The sequence below is a fragment of the Microcoleus sp. T3_D1 genome, from assembly GCF_036700405.1.
Lineage (GTDB): Bacteria > Cyanobacteriota > Cyanobacteriia > Cyanobacteriales > Microcoleaceae > Microcoleus.
Genome location: NZ_JAUBOV010000067.1, coordinates 16,600 through 42,325, shown reverse-complemented (window position 1 = coordinate 42,325; position 25,726 = coordinate 16,600). Strand labels below are relative to the sequence as shown.

The following is a 25,726-nucleotide window of genomic DNA, read 5'->3' as shown; positions in this document are numbered from 1 at the left end:
GTCGTTGGGTGGGGGCGGGTTTATTATATTGTTGGTTTCTGACATAAATGGTTGGTGAACCCGCCCCTACGGTAATTTGGGGAAACACGCTTATTTTCGAGTTACCAAAACCCAATCGTCCGCTGTTTTGACAATCTCAGCATTCTGCAAACCTAAATGTTTTAAAACTGGTTTTTCTAACAGAAAATAAGGTTGAGGGAGAGTTTGCCATTTCTGTTGGAGCGTAGGTGCGTCGGCGACAATAACTTGGCGTTGACTATAAAAATTCAGCGAGGGACGGCCCAAGCGGTGAGAAGTAAACACTTGTTGACCCGCCGGAGTTCCTGTACGGACAATTTCGGCGATCGGCTTAACCGGATAATCCTCCGCCAGTTCCCAAACCCAGTTATCTGAAGCCATCAATACCAACAGCGTCAGGTAAGTTCCCCAAATTAAAACTAATATAAACTGCCGGTCTTTGCGGTGCAGCAACACGGCCGCCATTGTCATTGTCAAAGCTACAAACATCAGCATTAACTGCAAATCTCGCTCTGGAGGGGCAATTTGTCCCCCGATCCGTACCCAGCCACTGAAGTACACGCAACCGACGACAGCAACCACAGCCAGCATTGCCAAAATCGCGGGATGAGGCAACAAAGAAATAGCATCAAAACGTTCTTCTGCTTCCTCTTTGATCGGCTCTGGCGGCAGCCACAGTTGCTCCCAAACTTCAGCGAGATAACTGCCAACGGCAAGAGCAAAAGCTGGATAAATTGGCAAAACATACCACGGCAATTTAGTAGTCATCACAGAAATAGCCAGCAGATATACTCCAGTCCAAACCAATACTAATTTTGGCCCGGCAAAACTGCGATTTTCCCAACTCAGACGCAGCCCTTGTAGCCAAAATAACTGCCACGGCCAAGCTAATTTAAAAATTTCTAAAAGATAATACCAAGGCGGGCCTCTGTGACTGCTTACAGGTTCCGAAATGCGCCGGAAAGATTCGTTTACTAAATTAGTGTGGATGAAATATTGGCCGTAGTGCAGCCATTGGGCAAAATACCAAGCAGCTACTGGCAAAGTTCCGATCGCCAATCCGCCCCAAAGATACCCAGAAGTGAGGAGTCGCGGGGTATCCCAAACCAAAAAAATACAGCCCATCCCACCCAGCAGCAGCCCCAACATCACGCCCTTAGTCAGGCAAATGAGTCCGAAGCCAATCCCCGCGCCCAAAGCATAGCGCAAATCCCGGCGCGATCGTAGCAAACACCACATCGCCGCCAGCAAAAAACACAAAACCGCCCCATCCAACATCGCCAAACGTCCATGCCGCACCACCGGTAACAGCGTCAGATAAACGAGGGCAGAAAAAATGGCGATCGAACGCGGAGGAAACAACTCCCTGCCAATGGCGTAAAGCAGGGGCACTGAAGCCGCTGTCAGCATCGCCGGTGCCAACCTCGCCGTCAATTCGCTGACACCGCCGACGGCAAAACACAGCCCGATTAGCCAGTGTACCAGCGGCGGTTTGTTCAAATAAGGCATAGAGTCGATCGTCGGATACAGCCAATTTAAGTTGCCGCGCCAAATTTCGCGACTTACCTGCGCTGCAATGCCTTCATCCCAATCCCGCAAAGCCACGCCGCCCAGATTCAGCCCGAAAATCAGCACTGCAGCCAACAGAAAAGCCAGCATCCACACTTTGTCTGTAAAGCTGTCATTCCAGCGATTTTTCGGTTTGCGGCCAAGGAATGGAAAGATTTCTGACATAAGTTAAGAGAGTTTTGAGCGTCCCAAACTGAGGGTAAACTTAGACAGCAGTTATTTGCAACTAGGAAAATACCATGAACTTGCCTGTAATTATAGATATTATCATTGGCTTAGTATTTATCTACCTGACTTTAAGCTTGCTAGCTTCTGAAATTCAGGAACTGATTGCTACTGTTTGGCAGTGGCGGGCGGAACATTTAAAGAAGTCGATCGAAGTGCTGATTTCTGGCGGCAGCGAAGGCGCGAAAGATCCCCTGCAATTTAAGAGAGTCGGACAGTTAGCCCATTCGATTTACGCCAATCCGATTATCAAAGATTTGAATCAGGGAGCGAAAGGGCTTTTATCAGAGGGATTCCGCTCTGTTACGCACCGCATGGGGGATTTTTACCACGGAGTTACGGGTACTAAAAATGTTTTCGGCAATAAATCCAGTGGGCCTTCTTATATTCCAGCCGAGTGTTTTTCTGCTAGCCTTTTGGAGACTTTAAAGGTTTCTAGTTTGCTCAGCTCTATCTCTAAAACCAGATTGGAAAGATTTAAAGATTTACAATTAGCACAAATTAAACATATTGGAGAAAATCTGAGTTTGCCGGATGCTACTAAACCGATTATTGAGCAAGAATTTAGGTGGCTGACTGCGGAGTTTAATCGAGTTGTTGAAGATTATCAACACAATTTATCCAGTTTGAACAACAGCTTAGATCGGATGTCGGAAAAGCTAGGATTTTATATTAAGGATTCTCAGGTTTATCTACCAGAAACCGAGGTAGCAGGTAGAGAATTTCAGAGGCAGATGGCAATTGTGAAGGCTCGTTTTGACAGCCCAATTGAGCGTGTGGCGCTGCTGGGGCAACTGCAACCGAGTTTCAGCAATCTGTTAAATACTGTTAAAAAAAGTCAAGATTCTGTAGCAGAAATTATGGAGCTAAAAGAGGAGAGTCCGATTTATCAACAAATCCAAGAAACCTTGGACCGTATGCCAGAATCTTTGAAACGCAGCCTTTATATTTTAGCGCAGCGCGCTGAAAAAGGCGGCGGAGATACTCAAGAGCAGTTGCAGCGGTTTCAGAAAGAAATTGAAATTTGGTTTGACCAATCGATGGAGCGTGCTTCTGGTGTTTACAAGCGGAATGCCAGAGGGGTGGCGATTTTGCTCGGAACTGCGATCGCTGTCGCTGCTAATGCTGATACCATTCATATTATTAATCGGTTGTCGAAAGATTCGATGTTGCGATCGACTGTTAATGTGTACGCTGAGCAGTTGGTGGAAAAAAATGCTAGGACTAAATTAGATAATTTACCAAGTCTGAGAAAAGTTCAAAAGGATGTAGATATAGCTTTGGATGAGGTAGCTCTGCCTTTTGGATGGAGCGAACAGAACAGCTTGGAACGAGATAAGCAGGGGAATTTATTGTGGCCGGCTTTGATTGCAAGATTGTTTGGTTGGATATTGAGCGGCGTAGCTATTTCTATGGGGGCTGCTTTTTGGTTTGAGGCGCTCAACAAGATTATTAATATTCGCAATGCAGGGAAAAAACCGCCATCTTCTACAGAATCTTGAGCGGTGCTGTTGCGAGGCCAATCTACTAAGTGTCATACCCTTTTAAATTTTAGATTTTAGGTGGGGGAATGACTGAAGACTATCGAGGTTTGAAGCACCGGCTTATATCATGTCCGGTCGTGCGACCGCGATTGTTGTAGGGGCGGGTTCACGAACAATACCTGCCAATAATTGACAATCTCAAAAACCCGCCCCGACCGGGATATTATGGTTAATCGCTCGGACATGATATTACAGTTGGATTCTTTTTTGAAAGTGGGATCACGGATAGGATACCGGATCGATCGGTAATTGCGCGTTTGCCGGAAGTAAGGGAAAACACGCAGAATATAAATTCCGTGCGATCGCGGATGGCAGTGCTGCAGAAATAGGGCAAACTGATAGATAGGTGAAATAAGAATGAGCGAAATAAACAAGGTCGCTGGCAGTTTCAGAAGCTCTGACTCCAAGGCTGTATCTACCGCTAAACACACTTTTGGAGGACGGAATATGTTGACTTCTTTAAGGGAAACGACTCCCGCCTCGGAATACGCAAATTCCCCATCCAAAAGCTTTGCATTCAAGGACTCCAGCATCAATGAAGGTGGATATTTTGTTTCCAGAATTTTGGCTGGGGAATCTGACTGCATCGAGAAAATTACCTCGGCACTTCAAAAATATGCCTCTATCCTTAGAGAGATTGACAAAGTTCGCACAAATTCTGAGGGCAGCTCGAACCAACTGCAATTAGGCTTTGTTATCCTCAGTTCAGATTACCTAGAACCATACAAAAGTCAATTGCCAAAATCGCATAGTTATCTGACTCAAAACAGCGGACTTGGTTCGTGTTATGCCGATCGAGATAGTGATACACTCAGCAACGGCGGTGGGCGCGATCGACTGTTTGCTAATTAAGCAGAGTAATTTAATGCAGGGTATGGAACGTACCGAGGGCGACTGAACCCGAATACAATTGTAATTATGGACGCAGCGCGATCGCAATCAATGATTTCGATGTGACTAAATTAGCAATCATATCAATTCGCGCTGAATAATTTGAATCACGTTTGTAGTGAGGATGGCAGTCCTCACAGTGTCGGTAGCACCCCATAAGCCAATTGATTTCCCGCGATGGGTTCCACTTAATCTGAGACCGTTTTGACTGTTAGTAAATGCGACCCAACATCATGGTAATCAGTATTTGGGTGTATCGCAAACCTAGCAACTTCAAAGCATATAGAATTCAGCAAGCCCTACATAATTCAGTTTTCCCTTGGATGAAATACAGCTAGGGAAACTCTAGTGCCTTGTGCCTCTACGTAAAATCTCACACTCAAATAAAAACTACTAAATATAAGAGGAGTTATTCGGGGGTGAATTACCTCCACTATTTCCGCATCCCTCAACTCAGCCTACTATTAGCAAAATAAGGTCAAAAAAAATTGGATAATAGAACCTAGTTTATTTCAAGATTCCCGATTAATATTGCGATCTATTCCCATAGATAGAGGCTCGAATTTCCATTATAGTCAAAAGGAAAAATGCAAAGACCGAGTAAAATAAATCAATAAAGATATTTTTAAAATGACACCATTTCCAAATTGGGTGTTAAGATATAATGAAATAAGGCTGATGAGATAACTCCGGGGTGTATCTACTAATAATGCCCTTAATGGAGTCTCCAATATGAGTTCTACATTCGCTCAAGTTAACTCACAATCTGCTTTTGAAAAACGGCCAGTGCGCTCCTTAGTCTTCATTGACTCCGGCGTTAAAGATTACGATTCAATTGCAGCGGGAGTGCTGCCGGGACAGCAGGTAGTAATACTCGATAGCACCAAAAACGGCATCGAACAAATCACCTCGGAGATGGACAAATACGCCTCTACTAACGGGGCGATAGATTCTGTTCACATTATTTCTCACGGCAGTTCTGGCAGCTTACAATTAGGCAATACCGCTCTGGGTTCAGATAACATAGAGCAATACAAAAGCCAGTTGGAAAAGTGGCAAACTTCACTAGCCCCACAAGCAGACTTCATGGTGTACGGCTGCGATGTAGCAGGCGGTACAGGTGCTAATTTCCTCGATCGATTCAGTCAATTAACCGGGGCTGACGTTGCGGCATCCACCAACATAACTGGCCGTGGGGGCGACTGGAATTTAGAATTTGCTAAGGGTCAAATTGAATCTCCCTTAGCCTTGCAGCCAGAGGCTATGGCAAGTTACCAAGGTGATTTAGCTACGATCGTAGTAGCCAACAATAGCGATAGCGGGCCGGGTTCATTAAGGGCTGCGATCGCCACGGCTGTTGCCGGCGATATAATTACCTTCGCCCCAGGTTTAGCCAGCCAAACCATTACCCTCACCAGCGGTCAACTAGATATTCCCGTTGGCAAAAACATCACCATTGACGGCGCCGCAGCAGCGGGTTTAACTATCAGTGGCAACAACGCATCCCGCGCGTTTTTTGTCAACGCCAACGTTGCGACTGCTACTAATTTTGTGGTCAAAAACCTCATTATTACTAACGGCAAAACTACCGATCGAGGTGGCGCGATCGGCACAACCGACGAAGTAAACCTCACAGTAGAAAACGTTCAGTTCAACAACAACGTCGCCGATAAAGGCGGTGGCGCAATTTTTGGTAATTTCAACAATACCCTGACTGTTACCAACAGTAAATTCACTGGCAACGTAGCCACCTCCGCTAACGATGAACGCGGTGCAGGTGCGATCGGCTTTTTGAGTTCCAAAACTTTTACAGTCACAAACAGCGACTTCACCAACAACAAAGGAATTAACGGCGGGGCGATTAACAGCCTTCAAGGTAAGCTGACAATTGACAACTCCCGATTCATCGGCAACGACACCACAGCAGCCACTTTCGCCACAGGGCAGCCCAATTCTTTCTTAAGAGGTTTCGGCGGCGCAGTTTACACAGACAGAGCCAGCAATCCCAGCGAAGCTTCCGGCACAATTAAGATTACCAATAGCGTATTTCAAGACAATAAAGGTCGAGGTGAAGGAGGCGCAGCTTATCTGTTCACCGGCAGCCAAGACAAGGTTATTTTGGAAAAGAGCACCTTCCAAAATAACGAAATTCTGGCGCTACCCAACGGTGGAAATGCTGGAAACGGTGGTGGGGTAACGATTTTGAGCGACAGCACCAACCAGGGATTGACCATTACCAACACCACCTTTGCGGGCAACAAAGCCGCCAATCAAGGTGGCGGCCTGTGGATGCGAAATGCCCCTACTACGATTACTAACAGTACGTTTTCTGGCAACTCCACGGCGTTTGCTGCTGGTGATTTCAACAAACTCGGCGGTGCAATGACTCTTGGTGCACCCACAACCATTCTCAACACGACGATCGCCGATAATTCTGCAGGCTGGGTTGGTGGAGGTATCTTCGCCGCTGCCAATAATGTCACCCTCAAAAACACGATTCTTTCCAACAATACAGCGGCTAACGGAGGAAACCCTTGGGGCATTCAGCAACACGTCACCGCCCAATATAGCGATCGAGGAGGGAATTTTCAGTGGCCGGCCAAAAACCCCAATGACGGAAGCGATGTCAATGCGACGGCAAGTGTGACGATCGCAGACCCCTTACTTGGCCCTTTGCAAAACATCAACGGCGCTTTAGTCAGGCCGCTGCTGACAGGAAGTCCGGCAATTGATAAAGGGATTGCCACCGACGCACCTGCTACGGATCAGCGCGGCGTGACTCGCCCTCAAGATGGCGACAGCATTCCAGGTGCGATCGTGGACAGCGGCTCTTTTGAATTGGGAGGTAGTGTCGTCCCCGCGCCGACTCCGACTCCCACACCGACTCCGGCGCCAACTCCGACGCCCGCGCCGACTCCGACTCCCACACCGACTCCGGCGCCAACTCCGACGCCCGCGCCGACTCCGACTCCCACACCGACTCCGGCGCCAACTCCGACGCCCGCGCCAACTCCCACTCCAACTCCGACTCCGGCGCCAACTCCGACTCCGGCGCCAACTCCGACGCCCGCGCCGACTCCGGCGCCGACTCCGACTCCGGCGCCGACTCCGACGCCCGCGCCGACTCCGGCGCCAACTCCGACGCCCGCGCCAATTCCGACTGAGACTCCGACACCGACGCCCGCGCCGACACCGACGCCCGCGCCAACTCCGACACCAACTCCAACGCCCGCGCCAACACCAACTCCCGCGCCAACACCCGCGCCGACACCGACGCCCGCGCCAACTCCGACGCCCGCGCCGACACCTGCGCCGACACCAACACCCGCGCCGACACCAACACCCGCGCCGACTCCTACTCCGGCTTCGGATGGTTCCCTGCTCGATGACCTCAACGCCCCGCAACTCGACTCTGCCACCATCACCCCCAACCCCGTCCAACAAACTCTCAACGGCGGCGAGGGTACCGATTTCATCATGGGCGGCGGCATCAACGAGTCGATTAACGGACTTGTCGGCAACGATATTCTTTACGGTATGGGCGGCAATGACAACATTGACGGCGGCGCAGATAACGACTCCATCTTCGGCAATGGAGGCAGCGATTTCATCTCTGGCGACGCTGGCAACGATACCATCTACGCTGGCAAAGATAATGACACTGTTGTTGGTGGTGAGGGCGACGACTTGTTGAGGGGAGATCTCGGCAATGATACAGTTGCCGGCGGGCTGGGCAACGACAGCATTTTTGGCGGTAAAGATGACGATATCTTGCTGGGTGAAGATGGCGATGACTACATTTTAGGCAACTTAGGAAATGACACAATTAATACCGGAAACGGCAACGATATTGCCTTTGGCAATGAAGGTGCAGACCTAATTTTCGGCGACATCGGTAACGATACCCTGTACGGCGGCAAAGAAAACGACAGTCTCGATGGCGGTGAGGGCAACGACTTGCTGTTGGGTGGCAATGAAAACGATGTGCTCTTCGGCGACACCGATAACGATACGCTTTACGGTGGTAAGGGTAATGATATCCTCAGCGGCGGTGCTGGGGGCGATTTCCTTTCCGGGGATGTTGGGGACGATACTTTGACTGGAGGTTCGGGAAATGATGTGTTTTTCCTAAATCAAAGTTTGGGTAGCGACATCATTAATGATTTCCGCAAGGGTGAGGATTTAATTGGGTTGAATCCTGGTTTGAGTTTCAATCAACTCAGTATTACTTCCAGCAACAATCAAACTTTGATTACTGTGACGGACACCAATCAATTGTTGGCGAAGCTTAACAATATTACCCCCGGTATTCTCACCGCTAGCGATTTCACTCAGGTAACAATCTAACGGCCTGGGCTAGGGTGGGCCATAAGCCGCCCGCCCCTACGCAAGGCTGTTTCATTCTCTTGTAGGGGCTGCCCCCGTGGCTGCCCCAATCTCTGAAACATGAGCAAATCGTGGATGGGGAGGGTAGGCACTCTTAGCACTACAAGAGTCAAAATCATCGTTTTCTTGAGAATGAAACAGCCCTGCCCTAGGGGGGCTACGCCAACGCAGAGGAGCGATCGATCTGATTCTTTTCAACAGCGATGGGTAATAAATCTTGTTTATTGCCGATCGCCCACACCTAGAATGAGGCACATCCGTCTATTGCACTCCTGAGCTGGCTAGCCAGCTCAGGAGTACCCGAATAAAGCAAGCTTTCTCAACACTCAATTTCAGATTTGTGGTAAGTTTTGGCCAGCTATAAAAAAAGTTAAATTAATCAATTTTTTAGGAGCAATTATCCTGGTTTTCCCTAATATGAATGTATCAGGTAATAGCTAGAGAGATTCTCAGGAATTCGGCACCCCAGAAAATCTTTTATGAATTTTACCTGACTTAGGCTTTCAAAGGGTTTGATCCACTACTTATCTCGCTAATGGTGTGCATTGCCAATCTACAGAGAGAGGTTCCCCGTGCCGGACTACTTACATTACATCCTCTGCAGTTAATTGCTAAAAAAATCGCAACTTTCACACAGCTTAAGCGGATTTGGGAGATAAGTCTCGGATTTCACTTAGGGATAAAATTCAACTTTTTCGCTAAATTTTCATCTCCCCGATGGATCGCCGAGGTTTTAATTCTCCCTACTGCCTTCTGCATCTCTAGCCTTCTGCTTTCAAGGTGAATCTACCAGCAAATAGTAAACATTCTCATGGGTATGCGAAATGAGTTCAACTTTTGCCACCAACATGGATTCACAATCTGTTCTCCACAATGCTGGTTCTAAATCTCTTGTCTTCATTGATCCCGACTTAGATGACTATCAAACTCTTGCCGGTGGCGTGCTTCCCGGTGCAGAGATTATCATTTTAGATAAAAATGGTAACGGAGTCGAGCAAATTACTGCGAAACTGCAAACAATTTCTGCTGCGGGGGAAACTGTAGACCAAGTTCACGTTTTTTCTCACGGCAATTCGGGCAGCTTGCAGCTAGGTTCTGCAACGCTGACTTCGGATAATTTATCACAATATGAAAGCCAGTTGCAAGGGTGGCGAAATGCGCTAAGCGACAAAGCAGATATTGTGCTTTACGGTTGCGATGTTGCGGCGGGTTCGGGAAGCGATTTTGTCGATCGCCTCGGCGAGTTAACCGGGGCTGATATTGCGGCATCTAGCGATCGCACTGGCCGCAGTGGTAACTGGAATTTGGAGTTTGCCAAGGGCGATATTGAAGCACCGCTAGCCTTGACTCCAGAGGCAATGGCGGATTATCAAGGGACTTTAGCAACTATTACCGTTACCAACAATAATGATAGCGGGCCGGGTTCCTTGAGAAATGCGATCGCCTCCGCAGCAGCCGGCGATACCATTCAATTTGCCTCCACTCTTGCGGGCCAAACAATTACTCTCACTTCCGGTCAACTTGTCATCAACAAAAACTTGACAATTGATGCAGTTGGTGCAGCCAATTTAACCATCAGTGGCAACAATACTTCGCGGGTTATCCTCACAGAAGGTTTAACAAATGTTACTCTAAAAAACCTGATTGTTGCCAACGGCAAAGTTTCGGGAACCGATCCGAATAATGAGACAACTAGCAGCGGAGGTGGCATTAAAACTGGAGGTAACAGCACTTTAACTTTAGAAAATTGCCAACTCAACAATAATGTGGCCGGTTTTGGCGGCGGCATTTATACAGGCTTCAAGAGTACCACCAATGTGACAAATAGTACCTTTGATGGTAACGATGGGCGATCGGCTAACAGCGAACGAGGTGGCGGGGCGATCGCCACGAAAAGCGGGGGTTCTCTCACCGTCAAAGGCTCTACTTTTACTAACAACAAAGGTATTAACGGTGGGGCAATTAACCACCTTTTAGGCAACCTAACCGTCGAAAATTCTACTTTTTTAAATAACGATTCTACCGCCGGGGGAGCCGGAGCAAATACCAGTGGTTATGGCGGTGCAATTTACACCGACGGTGCTAATGCTTCCGGTACAAACAGTACACATGGACCTGTCGGTGGTACGATCGCCATTCGGAACAGTCGCTTTGAGGGCAACAAAGGCGCAGGGCAAGGCGGCGGGATGTTTCTCTTTGTATATCCCCCAGACAAAATCATTGTTGAAGGCAGTACAATAGTCAACAATCAAGTCGTCAAAAGCAGCAACGGCGATGCTTTAGGCGGCGGCTTACGAATTGGTAACGGCGAATTCACAATCAGCAACACTACTTTTTCTAACAATTTAGCGCAGAGTCAAGGCGGTGCTTTATGGGTGGGAGAAAAATCCCCTGGTACGATTATCAACAGTACCTTTGCAGGAAATAAAGCAGAGGATGCTAGCCGTAAAAGTGGTTTGGGCGGCGCAATCATGTTGAGCACTCCTGAATCTATTAGCATTGTCAACAGCACTATTGCTAAGAATTCAGCGGGATTTCAAGGCGGGGCATTTTGGGGTGGTGGTTCGCAAACTACTCTCAAAAATACGATTGTTGCTAACAATACAGCAAATAATGGTGGCAATTCTTGGAATATCAAACAAAATGCCGGTAGCAGCAAATTTAGTGATGGCGGTGGGAATTTTCAATGGCCTGCCAAAAATCCCAATGACTCCAGTGATTTTAATGTAACAGATGCTGTGACTATTGCTGACCCTAAACTGGATGTTTTGCAAACTATTAACGGTTTCTCTGTCATGCCGTTGCTAACAGGAAGTCCGGCAATTGATAAAGGTATTGCTGCTGGCGCACCAGCTACGGATCAACGCGGCATAGTTCGCCCTCAAGATGGTGATAATAACGGAAGTTCGATCGTGGACAGCGGCTCTTTTGAATTTAACCCTACAGTCACGCCGACTCCAACTCCGACTCCCACTCCAACTGAGACTCCGACTCCGACTCCGACTCCGACTCCCACTCCGACTCCCACACCGGAACCGACTCCGACTCCCACACCGGAACCGACTCCGACTCCCACACCGGAACCAACTCCCACGCCCACACCGGAACCCACTCCGACTCCCACACCGGAACCCACTCCGACTCCCACACCGGAACCCACTCCGACTCCCACACCGGAACCAACTCCCACGCCCACACCGGAACCGACACCAACTCCGACGCCAACTCCGGCGGCAGATGATTGCCTGCTTGATGACCTCAACGCCCCGCAACTCGACTCTGCCACAATCACCCCCAACCCCGTCCAACAAACTATCAACGGCGGCGACACTACCGACTTCATCATGGGCGGTGTCATCAACGAGTCAATTAACGGACAAGCCGGCAACGATACTCTCTACGGCATGGGCGGCAATGACAACATTGACGGCGGCGCAGATAACGACTCAATCTTCGGCAATGAAGGCAGCGATTTCATCTCTGGCAGCCCTGGCAACGATACCATCTACGCTGGCAAAGATAATGACACTGTTGTTGGTGGTGAGGGCGACGACTTGTTGAGGGGAGATATCGGCAATGATACAGTTGCCGGCGGCGTTGGCAACGACAGCATTTTCGGCGGTAAAGATGACGATATCTTGCTGGGTGAAGATGGCGATGACTACATTTTAGGCAACTTAGGAAATGACACAATTAATACCGGAAACGGCAACGATATTGCCTTTGGCAATGAAGGTGCAGACCTAATTTTCGGCGACATCGGTAACGATACCCTGTACGGTGGCAAAGAAAACGACAGTCTCGATGGCGGTGAGGGCAACGACTTGTTGTTCGGCGGCAATGAAAACGATGTGATCTGTGGCGACATCGGTAATGATAGCCTGTACGGTGGCAAAGGTAATGATATTCTCAGCGGCGGTGCTGGGGGCGATTTCCTTTCCGGGGATGTTGGGGACGATACTTTGACTGGAGGTTCGGGAAATGATGTGTTTTTCCTAAATCAAAGTTTGGGTAGCGACATCATTAATGATTTCCGCAAGGGAGAGGATTTAATTGGGTTGAATCCTGATTTGAGTTTCAATCAACTCAGTATTACTTCCAGCAACAATCAAACTTTGATTACTGTGACGGACACCAATCAATTGTTGGCGAAGCTTAACAATATTACCCCCGGTATTCTCACCGCTAGCGATTTCATTACTCTGTAGTTATTATAGCAATCCTCGCATCATTTGTGAATTTCTTACTCCCTCCCCTTGGTCAGGGGAGGGTTGGGGTGGGGTAAAAAAATTACGACTCCTGCAAGGATTGCTATAATAAAGCGGACTGGATACTATTCCCTTCCAATACGATCGCACAAATGTCTATCTTCCTCCTTCACCTCAGCATTTGTCCGCAAATAATCGCGCACGCGATCGCAACCATCAGCCAACAAATCCACTTTCAAAACTCGCTCCACATCCCACAAAATCAGCGTATTATCCTCACTCACAGAAGCCACAAATGACCCATCCCCACTATACGCTACCCCCCGAATCGCCGCAGAGTTACCTCTGAGCGTCGTTAATTGGGTACCGTCAAGCTTCCAAAACTTCAGCGTATTGTCTACACTACCAGAAGCAATAATATTACCATCCGGGCTAAACGCCACCCCCCATACCGCGGCCAGATGACCTTCCAGAGTTCTCAGTAACTTACCATCCACAGTCCAAAGCTTAATCGTATTGTCCCCGCTGCCAGAAGCCAGAAATTTACCGTCAGGGCTAAATGCCACCCTCCACACAGCAGCAGTATGACCTTGAAAAGTTCGTAGGGGCAGTGCCCCCGTGCCTGCCCCATCAAGCTTCCACAGCTTCACAGTACCATCCCCTCCTGCCGAAGCAATTAGCTGACCGTCAGGGCTAAATACCACCTGCCAAATAGGAGCATGATGTCCTGTCAAAGTATGCAATAAAGTACCATCGGGCCGCCAAAGCTTGATAGTATTATCTTGACTTCCAGAAGCAAGAATTTGACCGTCAGGACTGAAAGCCAATCCAAAAACCGTAGCGTTATGACCTACCAAAGTTGCGATCGCTTTTCCGTTTCGAGTCCAGATATTCACCTTATTATCATTTCTGCCAGAAGCAATTAACTGGCCATCGCCACTCATGGCAACAGCATAAATCGCAGCGTTTTCTACAGTGAAAGTCCTCAACAATTTGCCTTGCCGACTCCAAAGCTTAGTCGTGCCATCCTCGCTGCCTGTAGCAATTGTAGAACTATCCGAACTCAGTGCGATCGCCCAAATCCCGGCTTTATGTGCAGTAATCATCGTTCGCAATGGGTTTTGACTCTGCCACAGCCTCACCGTATTTTCTGCACCCGCCGAAGCAATAAAACTGCCATCCGGGCTCCAAGCTATCCCCCAAATCGCAGCAGTGTGACCTCTCAATGTCGTCCGTTCTGTTCCGTCAAGATTCCAGAGTTTTACAGTTTGATCCCGACTTGCAGAAGCAAGAGTCTGACCATCTGGACTGAAAACAACTTCCGATACTACAGCAGAATGACCTTCAAGCGTTCGTAGGGGCAGCGCCCCCGTGCCTGGCCCATTAACTGTCCAGAGTTTCACAGTTTTGTCTCCACTTCCTGAAGCCACAATCTGACCGTCTGGACTAAACGCCGCTGCAGATACCACAGAAGTATGACCCCGGAAAGTTCGTAAGGGCAGTGCCCCCGTGCCTGCCCCGTCTTTGTTCCAGAGTTTCACCGTTTTGTCTCCACTTGCCGTAACAATAGTCTGACCGTCTGGACTGAAAGCCACTGAGGGTACCCCAGCAGTATGACCCTGGAGAGTTCGTAGGGGCAGCGCCCCCGTGCCTGCCCCGTCTTTGTTCCAGAGTTTCACCGTTTTGTCCATGCTGGCAGAGGCAATTGTTTGACCGTCGGGACTAAACGCCACTGTCCAGATACCAGCAGTATGACCCTGAAAAGTTCGTAGGGGCAGTGCCCCCGTGCCTGCCCTATCCAGTTTCCAAAGTTTTACAGTTCCATCATCACTTCCTGAAGCAAGAAACTGACCGTCCGGGCTAAATTTGACAGACCGAACGATCGCCTGATGACCTTTGAGTGTTGCTATTTCCGTCCCGTCCCGCCGCCACAGTTTAATAGTTTTATCCACACTTGTTGAAGCAATAAACTTACTGTCCCGACTAATATCAATTCCAATAACAGCCGCTTTATGTCCCGATAAACGGTTGTATTCAGCCGCTTCATAAACCGCTTGACGCAATACATTGATAACTCGATTTTCAATATTTTTATCCGTCTTGCCTAAACTTTGTAGTCGGCGCTTAGCTTTAATTGCTTCTCTTAGCGCATCCAATCGACGATTAGAGGCAAACAGTCCCTCCGAGGAAGAAACCAGCGCTTCAATTTCACTCATCCGAGCTTCGCGCTCACTAATAACGGCTCGGCGATACTGAAAATAACTTGTTACTCCTAAAGCACAGGCAAGCAGCAGTGCCATACTCACAGAAAATAGTAAAGCCCTCTGTCGTTTAACTGCTTTTTTTTCTTGAATTAATCGCATTTGTTCCTCGGCCAGTCGCGCTTCCACTTCTTTGGTGCGTTCTGCTTCTAAAGCTTGTTGAACTTCTCGCCTATCTAGTTCGGCACTAGCAGCTAAGAACTGATAGTCTAGGTTACTCAAGCTTTTTTCCTGCGCCCAGATTTGACCATCTTTTAAGGCTTGTCCCCGCAAAAGTCGGGAAAAATCTGTTTGTTGTGAAGCAACCCAAGCATCGAAGGTTTGGGAGTAGGGGCGCAGTTGCCCTAATTGCTTCTCTACCCATTCCAGGTTAAAAACTTCAGCATAAACCCTGTTTCTCACCTGTAAATAACCATTATTTTTGACAACTAATCCAGATAATAATAGTTCAATTTGTTCTGGTGAGTCATCAGTTGATACTCCTTCCGCTCTTTTGCTCAAAGGTAGAAATCTTTCATTTCCTTGTAGGGGCAATTCCCCTGTAGTTGCCCTATAAAGATTTGGGTCAGGCACGGGGGTACTGCCCATAGAGTCCTCTTCAAAGTCCCACAATGAAACAGAACCGCTGGTTAAGGGGGGATTAGATTGTAAAATTTGCTGGTAGATGCCGAGTAATCTGCCCGCGCGTTGTTCGTTGCGAATAATCCGCTCCTTTATGGTTTTTAAATGTTCCGGCTCATCCTGAGATTCCCATTTATTGATGATATTTTCTCGCACTAAACGAGCGACCCAAAACTCTTCTGTTCCTGCTGGAATTGTTACTACTTTTTGCGGTGTAGTTTGAGTTGCTATGTAGGCTAAATAGCACAGTTTTTGCGTAAGAAATGGCTGCCCAGAAGTCCAAGCCAATATCTGTGTGAGAATAGCTTGAGAATTATTGACTACACTTGCCAATCCCGCCGCCAGTGGCTGGGCTTCTTCGAGTTCAAAACCTCGTAAATTTATGGCTCGACCAATATTAAAAGGCGTTCGTTTTTTGTCAACAATTAAATCACTAGGTGTTGCTACTCCAAATATTGCAAAACTAATACGATTATATGCTGGATTAATTGAGCGTTGATTATAGCAAAAGCGAATTAGGGCAAAAAAATCATCGACAGGAAACTCTAGACTGAGAACACTGTCAATTTCATCAATAAATATAATAATTTTTTCTTCAGGAAACTTGGCTAACAAAATATCTTCAATAAAATGACTCAATCTTTGCAGGAATGATACATCTTCTTCATCTCGCCACCAGGTTTTTAAGTTAACTTGCCCTAAAAGATTGAAGCCGCGCCACAGTTCCCCAATCATGCCTTTATACCACTGTAAGGGAGTGATATTTTCGCTACCGATGCGAGTCATGTCGATCGTGCTGCATTGAAAACCTTCTGCTTGCAGTCGGTGCAGGGTACGGACTAAGAGAGAAGATTTGCCCATTTGCCGGGAGTTAAGAACGTAACAAAATTCGCCAGCTTTTAAGGCTTCATAAAGTTCGGAATCTGCTTGCCGCACTACGTATGTAGGCGCATCACTGGCGAGACTGCCACCAATTTGGTATGTTACCTGGCTCATGCGGTTTATGGGTGGGTTTAAAGCTGAGTATGTAGGGAATTTATTTAGAGGTAAGGATGTGGTGCGGGAGCTTCATTATAATATAAATTATGCCCCAGCCGGGTTAATTACTCCCTTGTTTTTTAGTGCGCGCAAGCGGACTTTGTTTGTATAGTAGCGATTTCTAAGCGCCAGGAAAAGTCGAGTTTTCCTGGCGGATATTGGATTACGCAAAGAAACTGTAAAGCCGGCTCTAAATAAAGTTGTGCGAACCAAAATAGAGGCGGTACAACTCGCAGCTTAGGGTACAGCGGTTGTTATCGATATGAATCAGCCCCATACTAAATAATTTAGAAGCCACTATCGGCTCTAATTCCACTCCGTGTTCCGATTTTACCACTTGTTTAAGTGCAACCGCCAGTTCGGGATACTCTTGCAATGTTGCCCAAAAACTCCGCAAGTAATCTTTATAAATTCCCGCTATTGTCGGAGCTTCTTGTAGTAGCCGATCTAGCGTTACACTGTTTTGACAGAGGTGGTAAAGAGCTAGCCGCACCAGATAAGGATGTCCCCCCACCATTGCCATCAGTCGATCGGCATCGGAACCCTCTGTCCAATCCAGTCCGTGACGCTGGGCTAAAGCAAGTATCTGCTCTTCTGTAAAATAGGGCAATTGCAGCGGTAAACCGACATTAAAAGGCGATTCAGTGAGCTTTAAAGGAATATAAATTTCTGTGGAGTGAAGAACGATTAACCGCAGTTTTCCCAAAGTTTCAATCCGCTTTGCTTCTTCATGCCAGCTTCGCAGCAGAGGCAAAAATTCTCTGGCAATTTTGGGATATTCAAAAATTATATTTACTTCATTTAAAGCTAACACAAGAGGGGTACTTATTTCTGCTAATACATATTGTTGCAAATAGATGGTGCAGCTTACTTTGCTACCCATGTCTTCATCCCAATAATCATCTAATAGAGGTGGTAATTCTAGGTGACGGCTGATGTTGGCACAAAACCAGCGTAAAAATTTATCGATATTGGCTAAGACAGCTTCCTCGGCTTGCTGAAAATCTAAACTTACAGTTCGATAGTCAAGAGAATTCGCGCGCTCTAAAATCCTTAGCAGAAGGGAACTTTTTCCCATCTTCCTGGGAGCTTTAATCCGCAGCACACTTCCTGGTTTGGCAATCTCTCGATAGGCGAGTTCTTCAATTAGCGGGTGATGGATATAAAATGGCGAACCGAGGGGCACGGGAGATCCGGGAAATTCTAAAGGTGTTGCTAGGCATTGGCTGCGGGTGAATGCTTCAATTAATTCTCGTTCCTCTGCGGTGAGGGAACGTGATTCTACACAAGAGCGAAAATTTGATTTACTAATAGATGTCTGCAAGATTTGAGAGAGAGATTGCCACAAGGATGAGGCGATGTTTCTCAGGTAATGCTCTCCGTAATGAGAGGCAGATGCGATACTTGTATAAGTCTTTCCTTCCCAAACTTGGCGGAGTATGATTTCTTGTACTGGATATAAATCTTTTTGTAATCGGACACGAGTTAGCTGTAGTACCTCATCTATCGTCATAATTTGCAATTATCCCCTGAGTGTATCGTTGATATTATCACTTATAATTGACTGTAAAGCTGAGAGCGATCGCCTATTGGATTGCGACACGATACTGTCGCGACATTTCTCAGGGGGTAATTGGTCAAATCGGTTAAATCTCCCCGAAGAGTATCACTATCAATAAAGAATTCCCTCGCGGGGTGGGGGCGGGTGTATTTAACCTGTCTGCACTCTTCAAGGGTACAAGAGTGAACCCACCTCTACAGGTTTTTGAGAAGGGTTCTCTTCGTTAAGTTAAATCCGTGACATCGGTTAAATCTGGTGATTGCCCCGTTGCCTGACTGGTAACTGAGTGCTATAACCCACTTTCAATGGGCGCTGGCGCTGCTACTGGAAAGGAATCGGCGCTCAGTTTTTCTCGATCGTTGGCCAAAATGTCATGCCGGTGTCACAGTTGATAGTGAAGGCAGAATTAAAAATGTGACAGTTGACTTTGCTAAAGCTGAGTCGATTGATGTTAACTTAATTAACAATAGTTTCCGATCGCTGCATTTACTCATCACAAGTGTTAAGTCCCAAAGTCTAATTCTTATTTGGGGGCCAGCAATTTTTAAAATACTCCTGTAACCCCCTCTAAAAAATATTACCAAATAACCGAGTTAATGTGATGCAAATGGTTCATGAAATGTTTTCAAATTATTTTATTCCTCACGGCCATTGCTACTTGTGGAAGCCTGGATTAGTGGGGCTACACGTTTTGTCCGATGGTTTGATAGCAGTCGCTTATTTTTTGATACCGATCGCGCTGATTTATATTCTCCAAAAGCGGCAAGACGTGCCTTTTGACTGGGTTTTCATGCTGTTTGGCTCTTTTATTATCTGCTGCGGGATTACCCATATTATGGAAATATGGACGCTGTGGCATCCTAATTATTGGTTCTCTGGTTTTCTTAAAGGGATTACCGCGCTGATTTCGCTATGTACAGCAGCAGTGCTGGTAGAACTAATCCCAAAAATCTTGGCTATTCCCAGTCCCGCTCAATTGGCGGCGGCAAATAGGGCTTTACAAAATGAGATTGGCGATCGCAAACAAGCTCAAGAAGCACTCTCGGAATTAATGCTAGAATTGGAAAAACGGGTTATTGAGAGGACGATCGCTTTAGAAGTTGCTAATGAACGTTTGCAACAGGAAAATCGCGATCGCTCTTTGGCGGAAAATTCCTTGCGGCACTCGGAAGCTAAACTGCGAGAGCAAACTCAGCATTTAGAGAACGCTCTGCAACAACTTAAAGGCGCTCAAGCTCAACTCGTGCAAACTGAAAAAATGTCGTCTTTGGGGCAAATGGTAGCTGGGGTTGCTCACGAAATAAATAACCCTGTCAACTTCATTTATGGCAATCTGATTCCGGCCCAGGAATACATTAAAGATATTTTGGAATTGATTAAGGCTTATCAAGTTTATTACCCCACTCCTGCGCCGGAAATTGCAGACAAGATTCACAGTATCGAACTCGATTTTATTTTAAAAGACTTGCAAAAACTTTTTGGTTCGATCAAAATTGGAGCAGAGCGAATTAGGGAGATTGTTAAGTCTTTACGAACTTTCTCTCGGTTAGACGAAGCCGACATGAAAAAAGTAAATATCCATGAAGGGCTCGATAGCACTTTAATGATTTTGCAGCACCGCTTGAAAGAACAACCCAACCGTCCACCTATCCAAGTGATTAAAGAGTATGGAGATGTGCCAGAATTGCCATGCTACGCTGGGCAGCTTAACCAAGTATTTATGAATATTTGTTCTAATGCAATTGATGCTTTAGAACAGATTGTAGAGCAGGGATATTCGACCAACGGCTATTGGGAAAATAATTTATCTGACAACTTACAACACACCTATTGCCCACTGCTAAAAATTCGCCTCCGCACCCTTTTAGTTGATGGCAAGTGGGTGCAGATTCACATTGCTGATAATGGCACTGGCATAGATTATGATGCGATCGCTAAAATTTACGATCCATTTTATACAACGAAACCTATCGGTGCTGGTACCGGGCTGGGTTTGGCGATTTCTTATCAGATTATTCAAGCCCATGAAGGTTATTTGCGCTGCACTTCCGAGGTTGGGAGAGGTACGGAGTTTATCATTGAAATTCCTTTGCGATCGCAATTTGGCGAGCGCCACCATCTGCACAAGCAAGCTGTTATGAACAAGCGGGGTTTAGGCGTTAATAAATAACTCTGAATCCAGCTACAATTTTCGGCTTATTTTATTTTTTTGCCTAACTTAGGCATCATCAAATCCATCTTATCTGCCAATAACAACTATTATGTGGGAAGCACTCAAAACTATCTTTTCCCCAACTCAGTATATGCCTCACGGTCATTGCTATCTTTGGCAAACGCCTTTAGTGTGGCTGCACGTAACTGGGGACTTGTTAATCGCGATCGCCTACTATTCAATTCCGGCGATGCTAATTTATTTTATCCTCAAGCGGCGCGATGTTCCTTTTTTAGGAATATTTGGTTTATTTGGTGCATTTATTATTCTGTGCGGCACGGGTCATTTGCTAGACATTTGGACGTTGTGGCATTCCGCTTATTGGCTGTCGGGGATTGAAAAAGGAATTACTGCACTGGTTTCCTGCTACACCGCCGCCTCGATGGTAACACTATTGCCCCAGTTTTTGTCTTTAAAAACCCCCCAAGAATTAGAGGCGATAAATTGCAAGTTGCAGAGTGAGATCGCTGTGCGTGAAGAGGCAGAATTAGCGTTGCGCCACGCTTATGATGACTTAGAAATTAAAGTTCAAGAACGCACCGGACAGTTGAGAAAAATCAACGGTTATTTAGAAGCAGAAATTAAAGAAAGAATAGCCGCTGAATCCGCTTTGCGCGAACGAGAAACTAGGTTAACAGAACAACAAAATGGTTTGCTAGAATTAGCTAAAAATTCTAGTATCTACGAGGGAAATATCAGCGAGGCGTTGAGAGAGATTACGCAAATGGCAACTCTTACCCTGAATGTCGATAGGGCAAGTATTTGGTTTTATCAGGAAGATAAATCCGCAATGTGCTGTGCGGATCTTTACGAACTGACGCCCAATCAACACAGCGCGGGTGCAGAACTGAAAGTTGCTGACTATCCTAGCTATTTCCAAGCTTTGAATACAGAACAGGTACTCGCAGCAGTTGATGCCAAAACCGATCCGCGCACCCTAGAATTTAGCGAATCTTATTTGATGCCTTTAAACATCTCGTCGATGCTAGATGTTCCTATTACCCATAAAGGGCAAATTGCGGGTGTAATTTGTTTAGAACATCAGGGAACGACCAGGAATTGGACGCTCGACGAACAAAGCTTCGCTAGCTATGTGGCGCAGATTGCAGCTTTAGCAATGGAAGCTCGCGATCGCAAGCAAGCCGAGTTAAAATTGCGCTCTGTCACCGAACGCTTGCAATATTTACTGGCGACTACTCCGGCGGTGATTTTTAGCTGCAAATTAGGGGAAAATTTTGATGTAACATTTGTCAGCGATAATATTGTTTCAATGATTGGTTACGAAGCCAGAGAATTTCTTGAGGGTTCCCTTGATTGGCATAGCCTCATTCACCCAGACGATCGAGAAATTGTTGCTACTTCATACGCTCAGATATTGGAAAAAGAATCGATTTCCTACGAATACCGCGAACGGCACAAAGACGGTAGTTATCGCTGGATATACGATGAGGTTAAGTTAGTCAAAGATGCTGCTGGCATACCTGTGGAGTGCGTTGGTTATGGAGTAGATATTACTCCTCGCAAACGGGCGGAAAGAGCCTTGCAGCAACAAGTAAAAAGGGAGCGGCTCGTGAATGCTATTCAAGAGCGAATTCGTTCCTCTCTTAACCTAGAAGAAGTGCTGACAATGGCTGTGGAAGAAGTCCGCCAGTTTTTGTCAACAGACAGGACTATTATTTACCGCTTTAACCCTGATTGGAGTGGATTGGTAGCCGTCGAGTCGGTAGCAGCCGATACAATGCCGATTTTGGGAATTGACATTAATGACCCTTGTTTTCGAGAAGGCTACATTTCTGCTTACGCGCAGGGACACATTCGCGCGATCGACAATATTTATACGGCAGGTATTTCAGAGTGCCACGTTAATTTACTGAGCGAGTTGGAAGTTAAAGCTAACCTCGTGGTTCCCCTTTTGCAAGGTAAAAAACTATGGGGGCTACTCATTGCTCATCACTGCCGCAGTCACAGGCATTGGAACTCTTCTGAGATAGAATCTCTCAAGCAAATTTCCGTGCAGCTAGCAATTGCCATTCAGCAATGCACCCTTTTTGAACAAGCCAAAACAGAACTTGCCGAACGTAAATTAGCAGAAACAGCATTACAAAAAGCTGTCGTAGCTGCTGATACAGCTAACCGCGCCAAGAGCGAATTCCTTTCTTCTATGAGCCACGAATTGCGGACTCCCCTAAATGCCATTCTCGGATTTAGTCAGGTGATGGTGCGCGATTCATCTCTCAACAATCAACACCAGCAGCACCTAGAAATTATTAATCGCGCCGGCGAACACTTGCTTGCGCTAATTAATGACATTTTGGAAATGTCCAAAATTGAAGCGGGCCGAAGTCAGCTTAATGAAAGCAGTTTTAATTTAATGCGCTTGCTAAAAACCTTAGAAGAAATGTTTCGATTAAAAGCTAAATCTAAAAAATTGCAGCTAAATTTGGAAGTGGGTGACGGCATACCACACTTTGTTACTGGAGACGAAGGTAAATTGCGGCAAATTTTGATTAACCTTGTAGGAAATGCGATCAAGTTTACAGAGAGGGGTAGCGTTACTTTGCGAGTGAAAAAGAAGGTAGAAGAAAGTTTGGGGGCTGAAACTGCAGAGTTGTCCGACACACAAACAAAACTTGCCGGCGCGGGTTCTGAACATTCCGAAAGCTTAGCGGTTGAAACCGCAGCTATACAAAAAAAACCCGGATGGTGCACTGGTTTTAATCAGTCCGAAAGGTTGGGGGACTTTGATTCTGTAGACGCGAATGACCTTCGCCCGGAATTGTTACGCCTTCAGTTTGAAATTGAAGATACTGGCCTTGGCATTGCCCCTGAAGAGATGAACAAGTTATTTGAACCCTTTGAGCAAACAAAAACAGGTCAAAAGTCTCAACAGGGGACTGGATTAGGTTTACCAATTAGCCGCAAATTTGTACAAATGATGGGAGGAGATATTACTGTCAGCAGTACACCTGAGTTGGGAAGTAAGTTTGTATTTGATATTCAAATCACCCTTGCCACTCCCAGCGAGATTAAAATCCTTAAACCGCAGAAAAAAGTCATTAGTTTAGCACCGAATCAACCAGAATACCGGATTTTGGTTGTGGACGATCGCGCCGATAACTGCCTAGTCATAGAGAGATTATTGTCACCACTAGGCATCCTCGTGCGAGAAGCTAGAGATGGTGAAGAAGCTATTGCTGTATGGGAGGATTGGCAACCGCACCTGATCTGGATGGATATGCAGATGCCTGTCATGGATGGCTATGAAGCCACCAGAAAAATTAAAGCTCATCCTCTCGGAAAACAAACTGTAATAGTTGCTCTTACTGCTAGCGCTTTTGAAGAGGAACGACAAACTATTTTAGGAGCAGGCTGCGATGATTTCATTCGTAAACCCTTCGAGGCCAAGATATTATTTGCGAAAATGGAAGACCTTTTAGGAGTGCGTTACATTTACGAGGAATCTGTTGATACACCACTAGAAAATGAAAGCGAAATTAGCGGAGTGACTAGCAATCAATCTGTCGAGTCACAACTCGCTCAAATGCCTGTTGAGTGGGTAGAAAAGATATCTCATGCTGCTCATGAATGTTGCGACGATAAAATTGTCAAGTTGATTGAGGAAATGCCGAGTGAGTTTGCTTTCGCCGCCGAATATTTAACTACTTTAGTGGAGGATTTCCTCTTTGACGATATTATAGATATAACGCAGTCAGCAGTTCAACGCTGTGAAGATACCAATTTTCAACTAATCTAAACTTAGGAGGCTATTCTATTTAAAAAAGACCTAACATTCCGCCCCAATAGCGTCTCCTTGCCATCAGTTTTTAGGAGAGCTAATTGGAATTTCTACTGTTTCGTTTTTTTTGAGGTAAAATTCTTAAGTGTTAATATCTTTTCTCTTAACAAACTACCGTGAGCGATCGCATGGACAGCCATCAATCTCCTACAATTCAAGCAAACATTTTAGTAGTTGATGATAAGCCAGATAACGTGCGGCTTTTATCTACAATTTTGACGACACAAGGGTATCAGGTTCGTAAAGCGCTGAACGGGCAAAGGGCGATCGCTACAGTGCAAGAGTTTCCGCCGACTCTAATTTTGCTGGACGTGATGATGCCAGAGATGAATGGATATGAGGTATGTGCACAGTTGAAAGCTTCACCAAAAACCAGTTCGATTCCCGTGATTTTCTTAAGCGCCTTAGATGACGTTTTAGATAAGGTGAAAGCTTTTGAGGTGGGAGCAGTTGACTATATTACTAAACCTTTTCAAGGTAAAGAAGTATTGGCACGAGTGGCAAATCAGTTAACAATTCAAAGTCAACAACAGTTACTTCAAGAGCAAACGAAGCAATACCAAGAACTTGTCGAACGTTTGCAAAACGAAATTAAAGAGCGGCAGGGAGTGGAGGTAGCTTTACGGCTTGCTCAAACAAAGTCGGATCATTTATTGCTGAATATTTTACCAGCAGCGATTGTTGAAAATTTGAAAAAGGGCGAGGGTTCTCCTGCCCAGAGGTTTGATTCAGCAACAGTTCTTTTTGCCGATATTGTCGATTTTACGTCTATTGCTGCTAGAATGTTACCCCTAGAATTGGTAAATTTACTGAACCAGATTTTTTCAAGGTTTGACCAACTAACTGAAAAACACGGTTTGGAAAAAATTAAAACAATTGGAGATGCTTATATGGTAGCGGGGGGGTTGCCTGTGCCGAGGGCAGATCATGTAGAAGCGATCGCGAATATGGCTTTGGATATGCAGGAAGCGATCGCTGATTTTCAAACTGACAGAGGCGAACCATTTCACATTCGGATTGGCATTCATACAGGGCCCGTAGTTGCTGGCGTAATTGGCACTAAAAAATTTATCTATGACTTGTGGGGAGATACTGTTAATGTTGCTTCTCGGATGGAATGTCACGGATTACCGGGATATATTCAAGTTACTACTGCTATTTACGAACTGTTAAAAGATCGGTATTTATTTGAGGAAAGAGGTGCGATCGAGGTTAAAGGAAAAGGAGAGATGATCGCCTATTGGCTAAAAGCTAAAAAAGTTAGTTAAACTCACATCTTGCACCATTCTTAATTAGCCTTTTAGGAACAGGCTTTTCGGCCTGTTCCACAAGAAAATCTACTCTTTGTGGAACGGGCCGGAGAGCCCGTTCTTGAGAAGGGTGCAACATCTCAGGT

At 46.2% G+C, this 25,726-nt stretch carries 10 protein-coding genes; 7 read left to right on the top strand and 3 right to left on the bottom strand.

The window, feature by feature from the left end; genetic code table 11:
* Nucleotides 1-90: 90 nt before the first annotated feature.
* On the bottom strand, nt 91-1,752 hold the full coding sequence (locus QT992_RS24725; protein WP_333342025.1) for a glycosyltransferase family 39 protein: 1,662 nt from the start codon (nt 1,750-1,752) through the stop codon (nt 91-93).
* Nucleotides 1,753-1,826: 74 nt separating this feature from the next.
* Between QT992_RS24725 and QT992_RS24720 the strand changes: the two genes are divergently transcribed.
* The 4 genes from QT992_RS24720 to QT992_RS24705 all read left to right on the top strand — a co-directional run bounded on the left by QT992_RS24720 (nt 1,827) and on the right by QT992_RS24705 (nt 12,841).
* Nucleotides 1,827-3,314, top strand: a complete 1,488-nt coding sequence (locus QT992_RS24720) for a hypothetical protein (RefSeq protein ID WP_333342023.1) — start codon at nt 1,827-1,829, stop codon at nt 3,312-3,314.
* Nucleotides 3,315-3,803: 489 nt separating this feature from the next.
* A complete protein-coding gene (locus QT992_RS24715; protein ID WP_333342021.1) occupies nt 3,804-4,208 on the top strand; it encodes a DUF4347 domain-containing protein in 405 nt (134 codons plus the stop codon).
* A gap of 771 nt (nt 4,209-4,979) precedes the next feature.
* Nucleotides 4,980-8,594, top strand: a complete 3,615-nt coding sequence (locus tag QT992_RS24710) for a DUF4347 domain-containing protein (RefSeq protein ID WP_333377905.1) — start codon at nt 4,980-4,982, stop codon at nt 8,592-8,594.
* Between the two features lie 863 nt (nt 8,595-9,457).
* Nucleotides 9,458-12,841 carry a DUF4347 domain-containing protein gene (locus tag QT992_RS24705; protein ID WP_333319881.1) on the top strand — a complete coding sequence of 1,128 codons (3,384 nt, stop codon included), beginning with the start codon at nt 9,458-9,460 and terminating at the stop codon, nt 12,839-12,841.
* Between the two features lie 125 nt (nt 12,842-12,966).
* Here the strand turns inward: QT992_RS24705 and QT992_RS24700 are convergent, their stop codons facing one another.
* The gene (locus QT992_RS24700) at nt 12,967-16,719 is read right to left on the bottom strand and encodes a WD40 domain-containing protein (protein WP_333340738.1); all 3,753 of its coding nucleotides are present in this window, start codon (nt 16,717-16,719) and stop codon (nt 12,967-12,969) included.
* Nucleotides 16,720-16,951: 232 nt separating this feature from the next.
* A complete protein-coding gene (locus tag QT992_RS24695; protein WP_333340735.1) occupies nt 16,952-18,274 on the bottom strand; it encodes an AAA-like domain-containing protein in 1,323 nt (440 codons plus the stop codon).
* A gap of 649 nt (nt 18,275-18,923) precedes the next feature.
* Here QT992_RS24695 and QT992_RS24690 point away from each other — a divergent pair.
* The 3 genes from QT992_RS24690 to QT992_RS24680 all read left to right on the top strand — a co-directional run bounded on the left by QT992_RS24690 (nt 18,924) and on the right by QT992_RS24680 (nt 25,598).
* Nucleotides 18,924-20,492, top strand: coding sequence for an ATP-binding protein (locus QT992_RS24690; RefSeq protein ID WP_333340733.1), 1,569 nt, complete (start codon nt 18,924-18,926; stop codon nt 20,490-20,492).
* Between the two features lie 91 nt (nt 20,493-20,583).
* The gene (locus QT992_RS24685) at nt 20,584-24,288 is read left to right on the top strand and encodes a GAF domain-containing protein (RefSeq protein WP_333340730.1); all 3,705 of its coding nucleotides are present in this window, start codon (nt 20,584-20,586) and stop codon (nt 24,286-24,288) included.
* Nucleotides 24,289-24,458: 170 nt separating this feature from the next.
* Entirely contained in the window at nt 24,459-25,598 is a 1,140-nt protein-coding gene (locus QT992_RS24680) for an adenylate/guanylate cyclase domain-containing protein (protein WP_333319885.1), read from the top strand.
* Nucleotides 25,599-25,726: the final 128 nt, after the last annotated feature.

What these genes read in the sequence shown, in the direction of transcription:
- QT992_RS24725 (WP_333342025.1), bottom strand. Translation starts at nt 1,752, where the DNA reads ATGTCAGAAATCTTTCCATTCCTTGGCCGCAAACCGAAAAATCGCTGG.
- QT992_RS24695 (WP_333340735.1), bottom strand. Translation starts at nt 18,274, where the DNA reads ATGACGATAGATGAGGTACTACAGCTAACTCGTGTCCGATTACAAAAA.
- QT992_RS24715 (WP_333342021.1), top strand. Translation starts at nt 3,804, where the DNA reads ATGTTGACTTCTTTAAGGGAAACGACTCCCGCCTCGGAATACGCAAAT.
- QT992_RS24690 (WP_333340733.1), top strand. Translation starts at nt 18,924, where the DNA reads ATGCAAATGGTTCATGAAATGTTTTCAAATTATTTTATTCCTCACGGC.
- QT992_RS24700 (WP_333340738.1), bottom strand. Translation starts at nt 16,719, where the DNA reads ATGAGCCAGGTAACATACCAAATTGGTGGCAGTCTCGCCAGTGATGCG.
- QT992_RS24685 (WP_333340730.1), top strand. Translation starts at nt 20,584, where the DNA reads ATGTGGGAAGCACTCAAAACTATCTTTTCCCCAACTCAGTATATGCCT.
- QT992_RS24680 (WP_333319885.1), top strand. Translation starts at nt 24,459, where the DNA reads ATGGACAGCCATCAATCTCCTACAATTCAAGCAAACATTTTAGTAGTT.
- QT992_RS24720 (WP_333342023.1), top strand. Translation starts at nt 1,827, where the DNA reads ATGAACTTGCCTGTAATTATAGATATTATCATTGGCTTAGTATTTATC.
- QT992_RS24705 (WP_333319881.1), top strand. Translation starts at nt 9,458, where the DNA reads ATGAGTTCAACTTTTGCCACCAACATGGATTCACAATCTGTTCTCCAC.
- QT992_RS24710 (WP_333377905.1), top strand. Translation starts at nt 4,980, where the DNA reads ATGAGTTCTACATTCGCTCAAGTTAACTCACAATCTGCTTTTGAAAAA.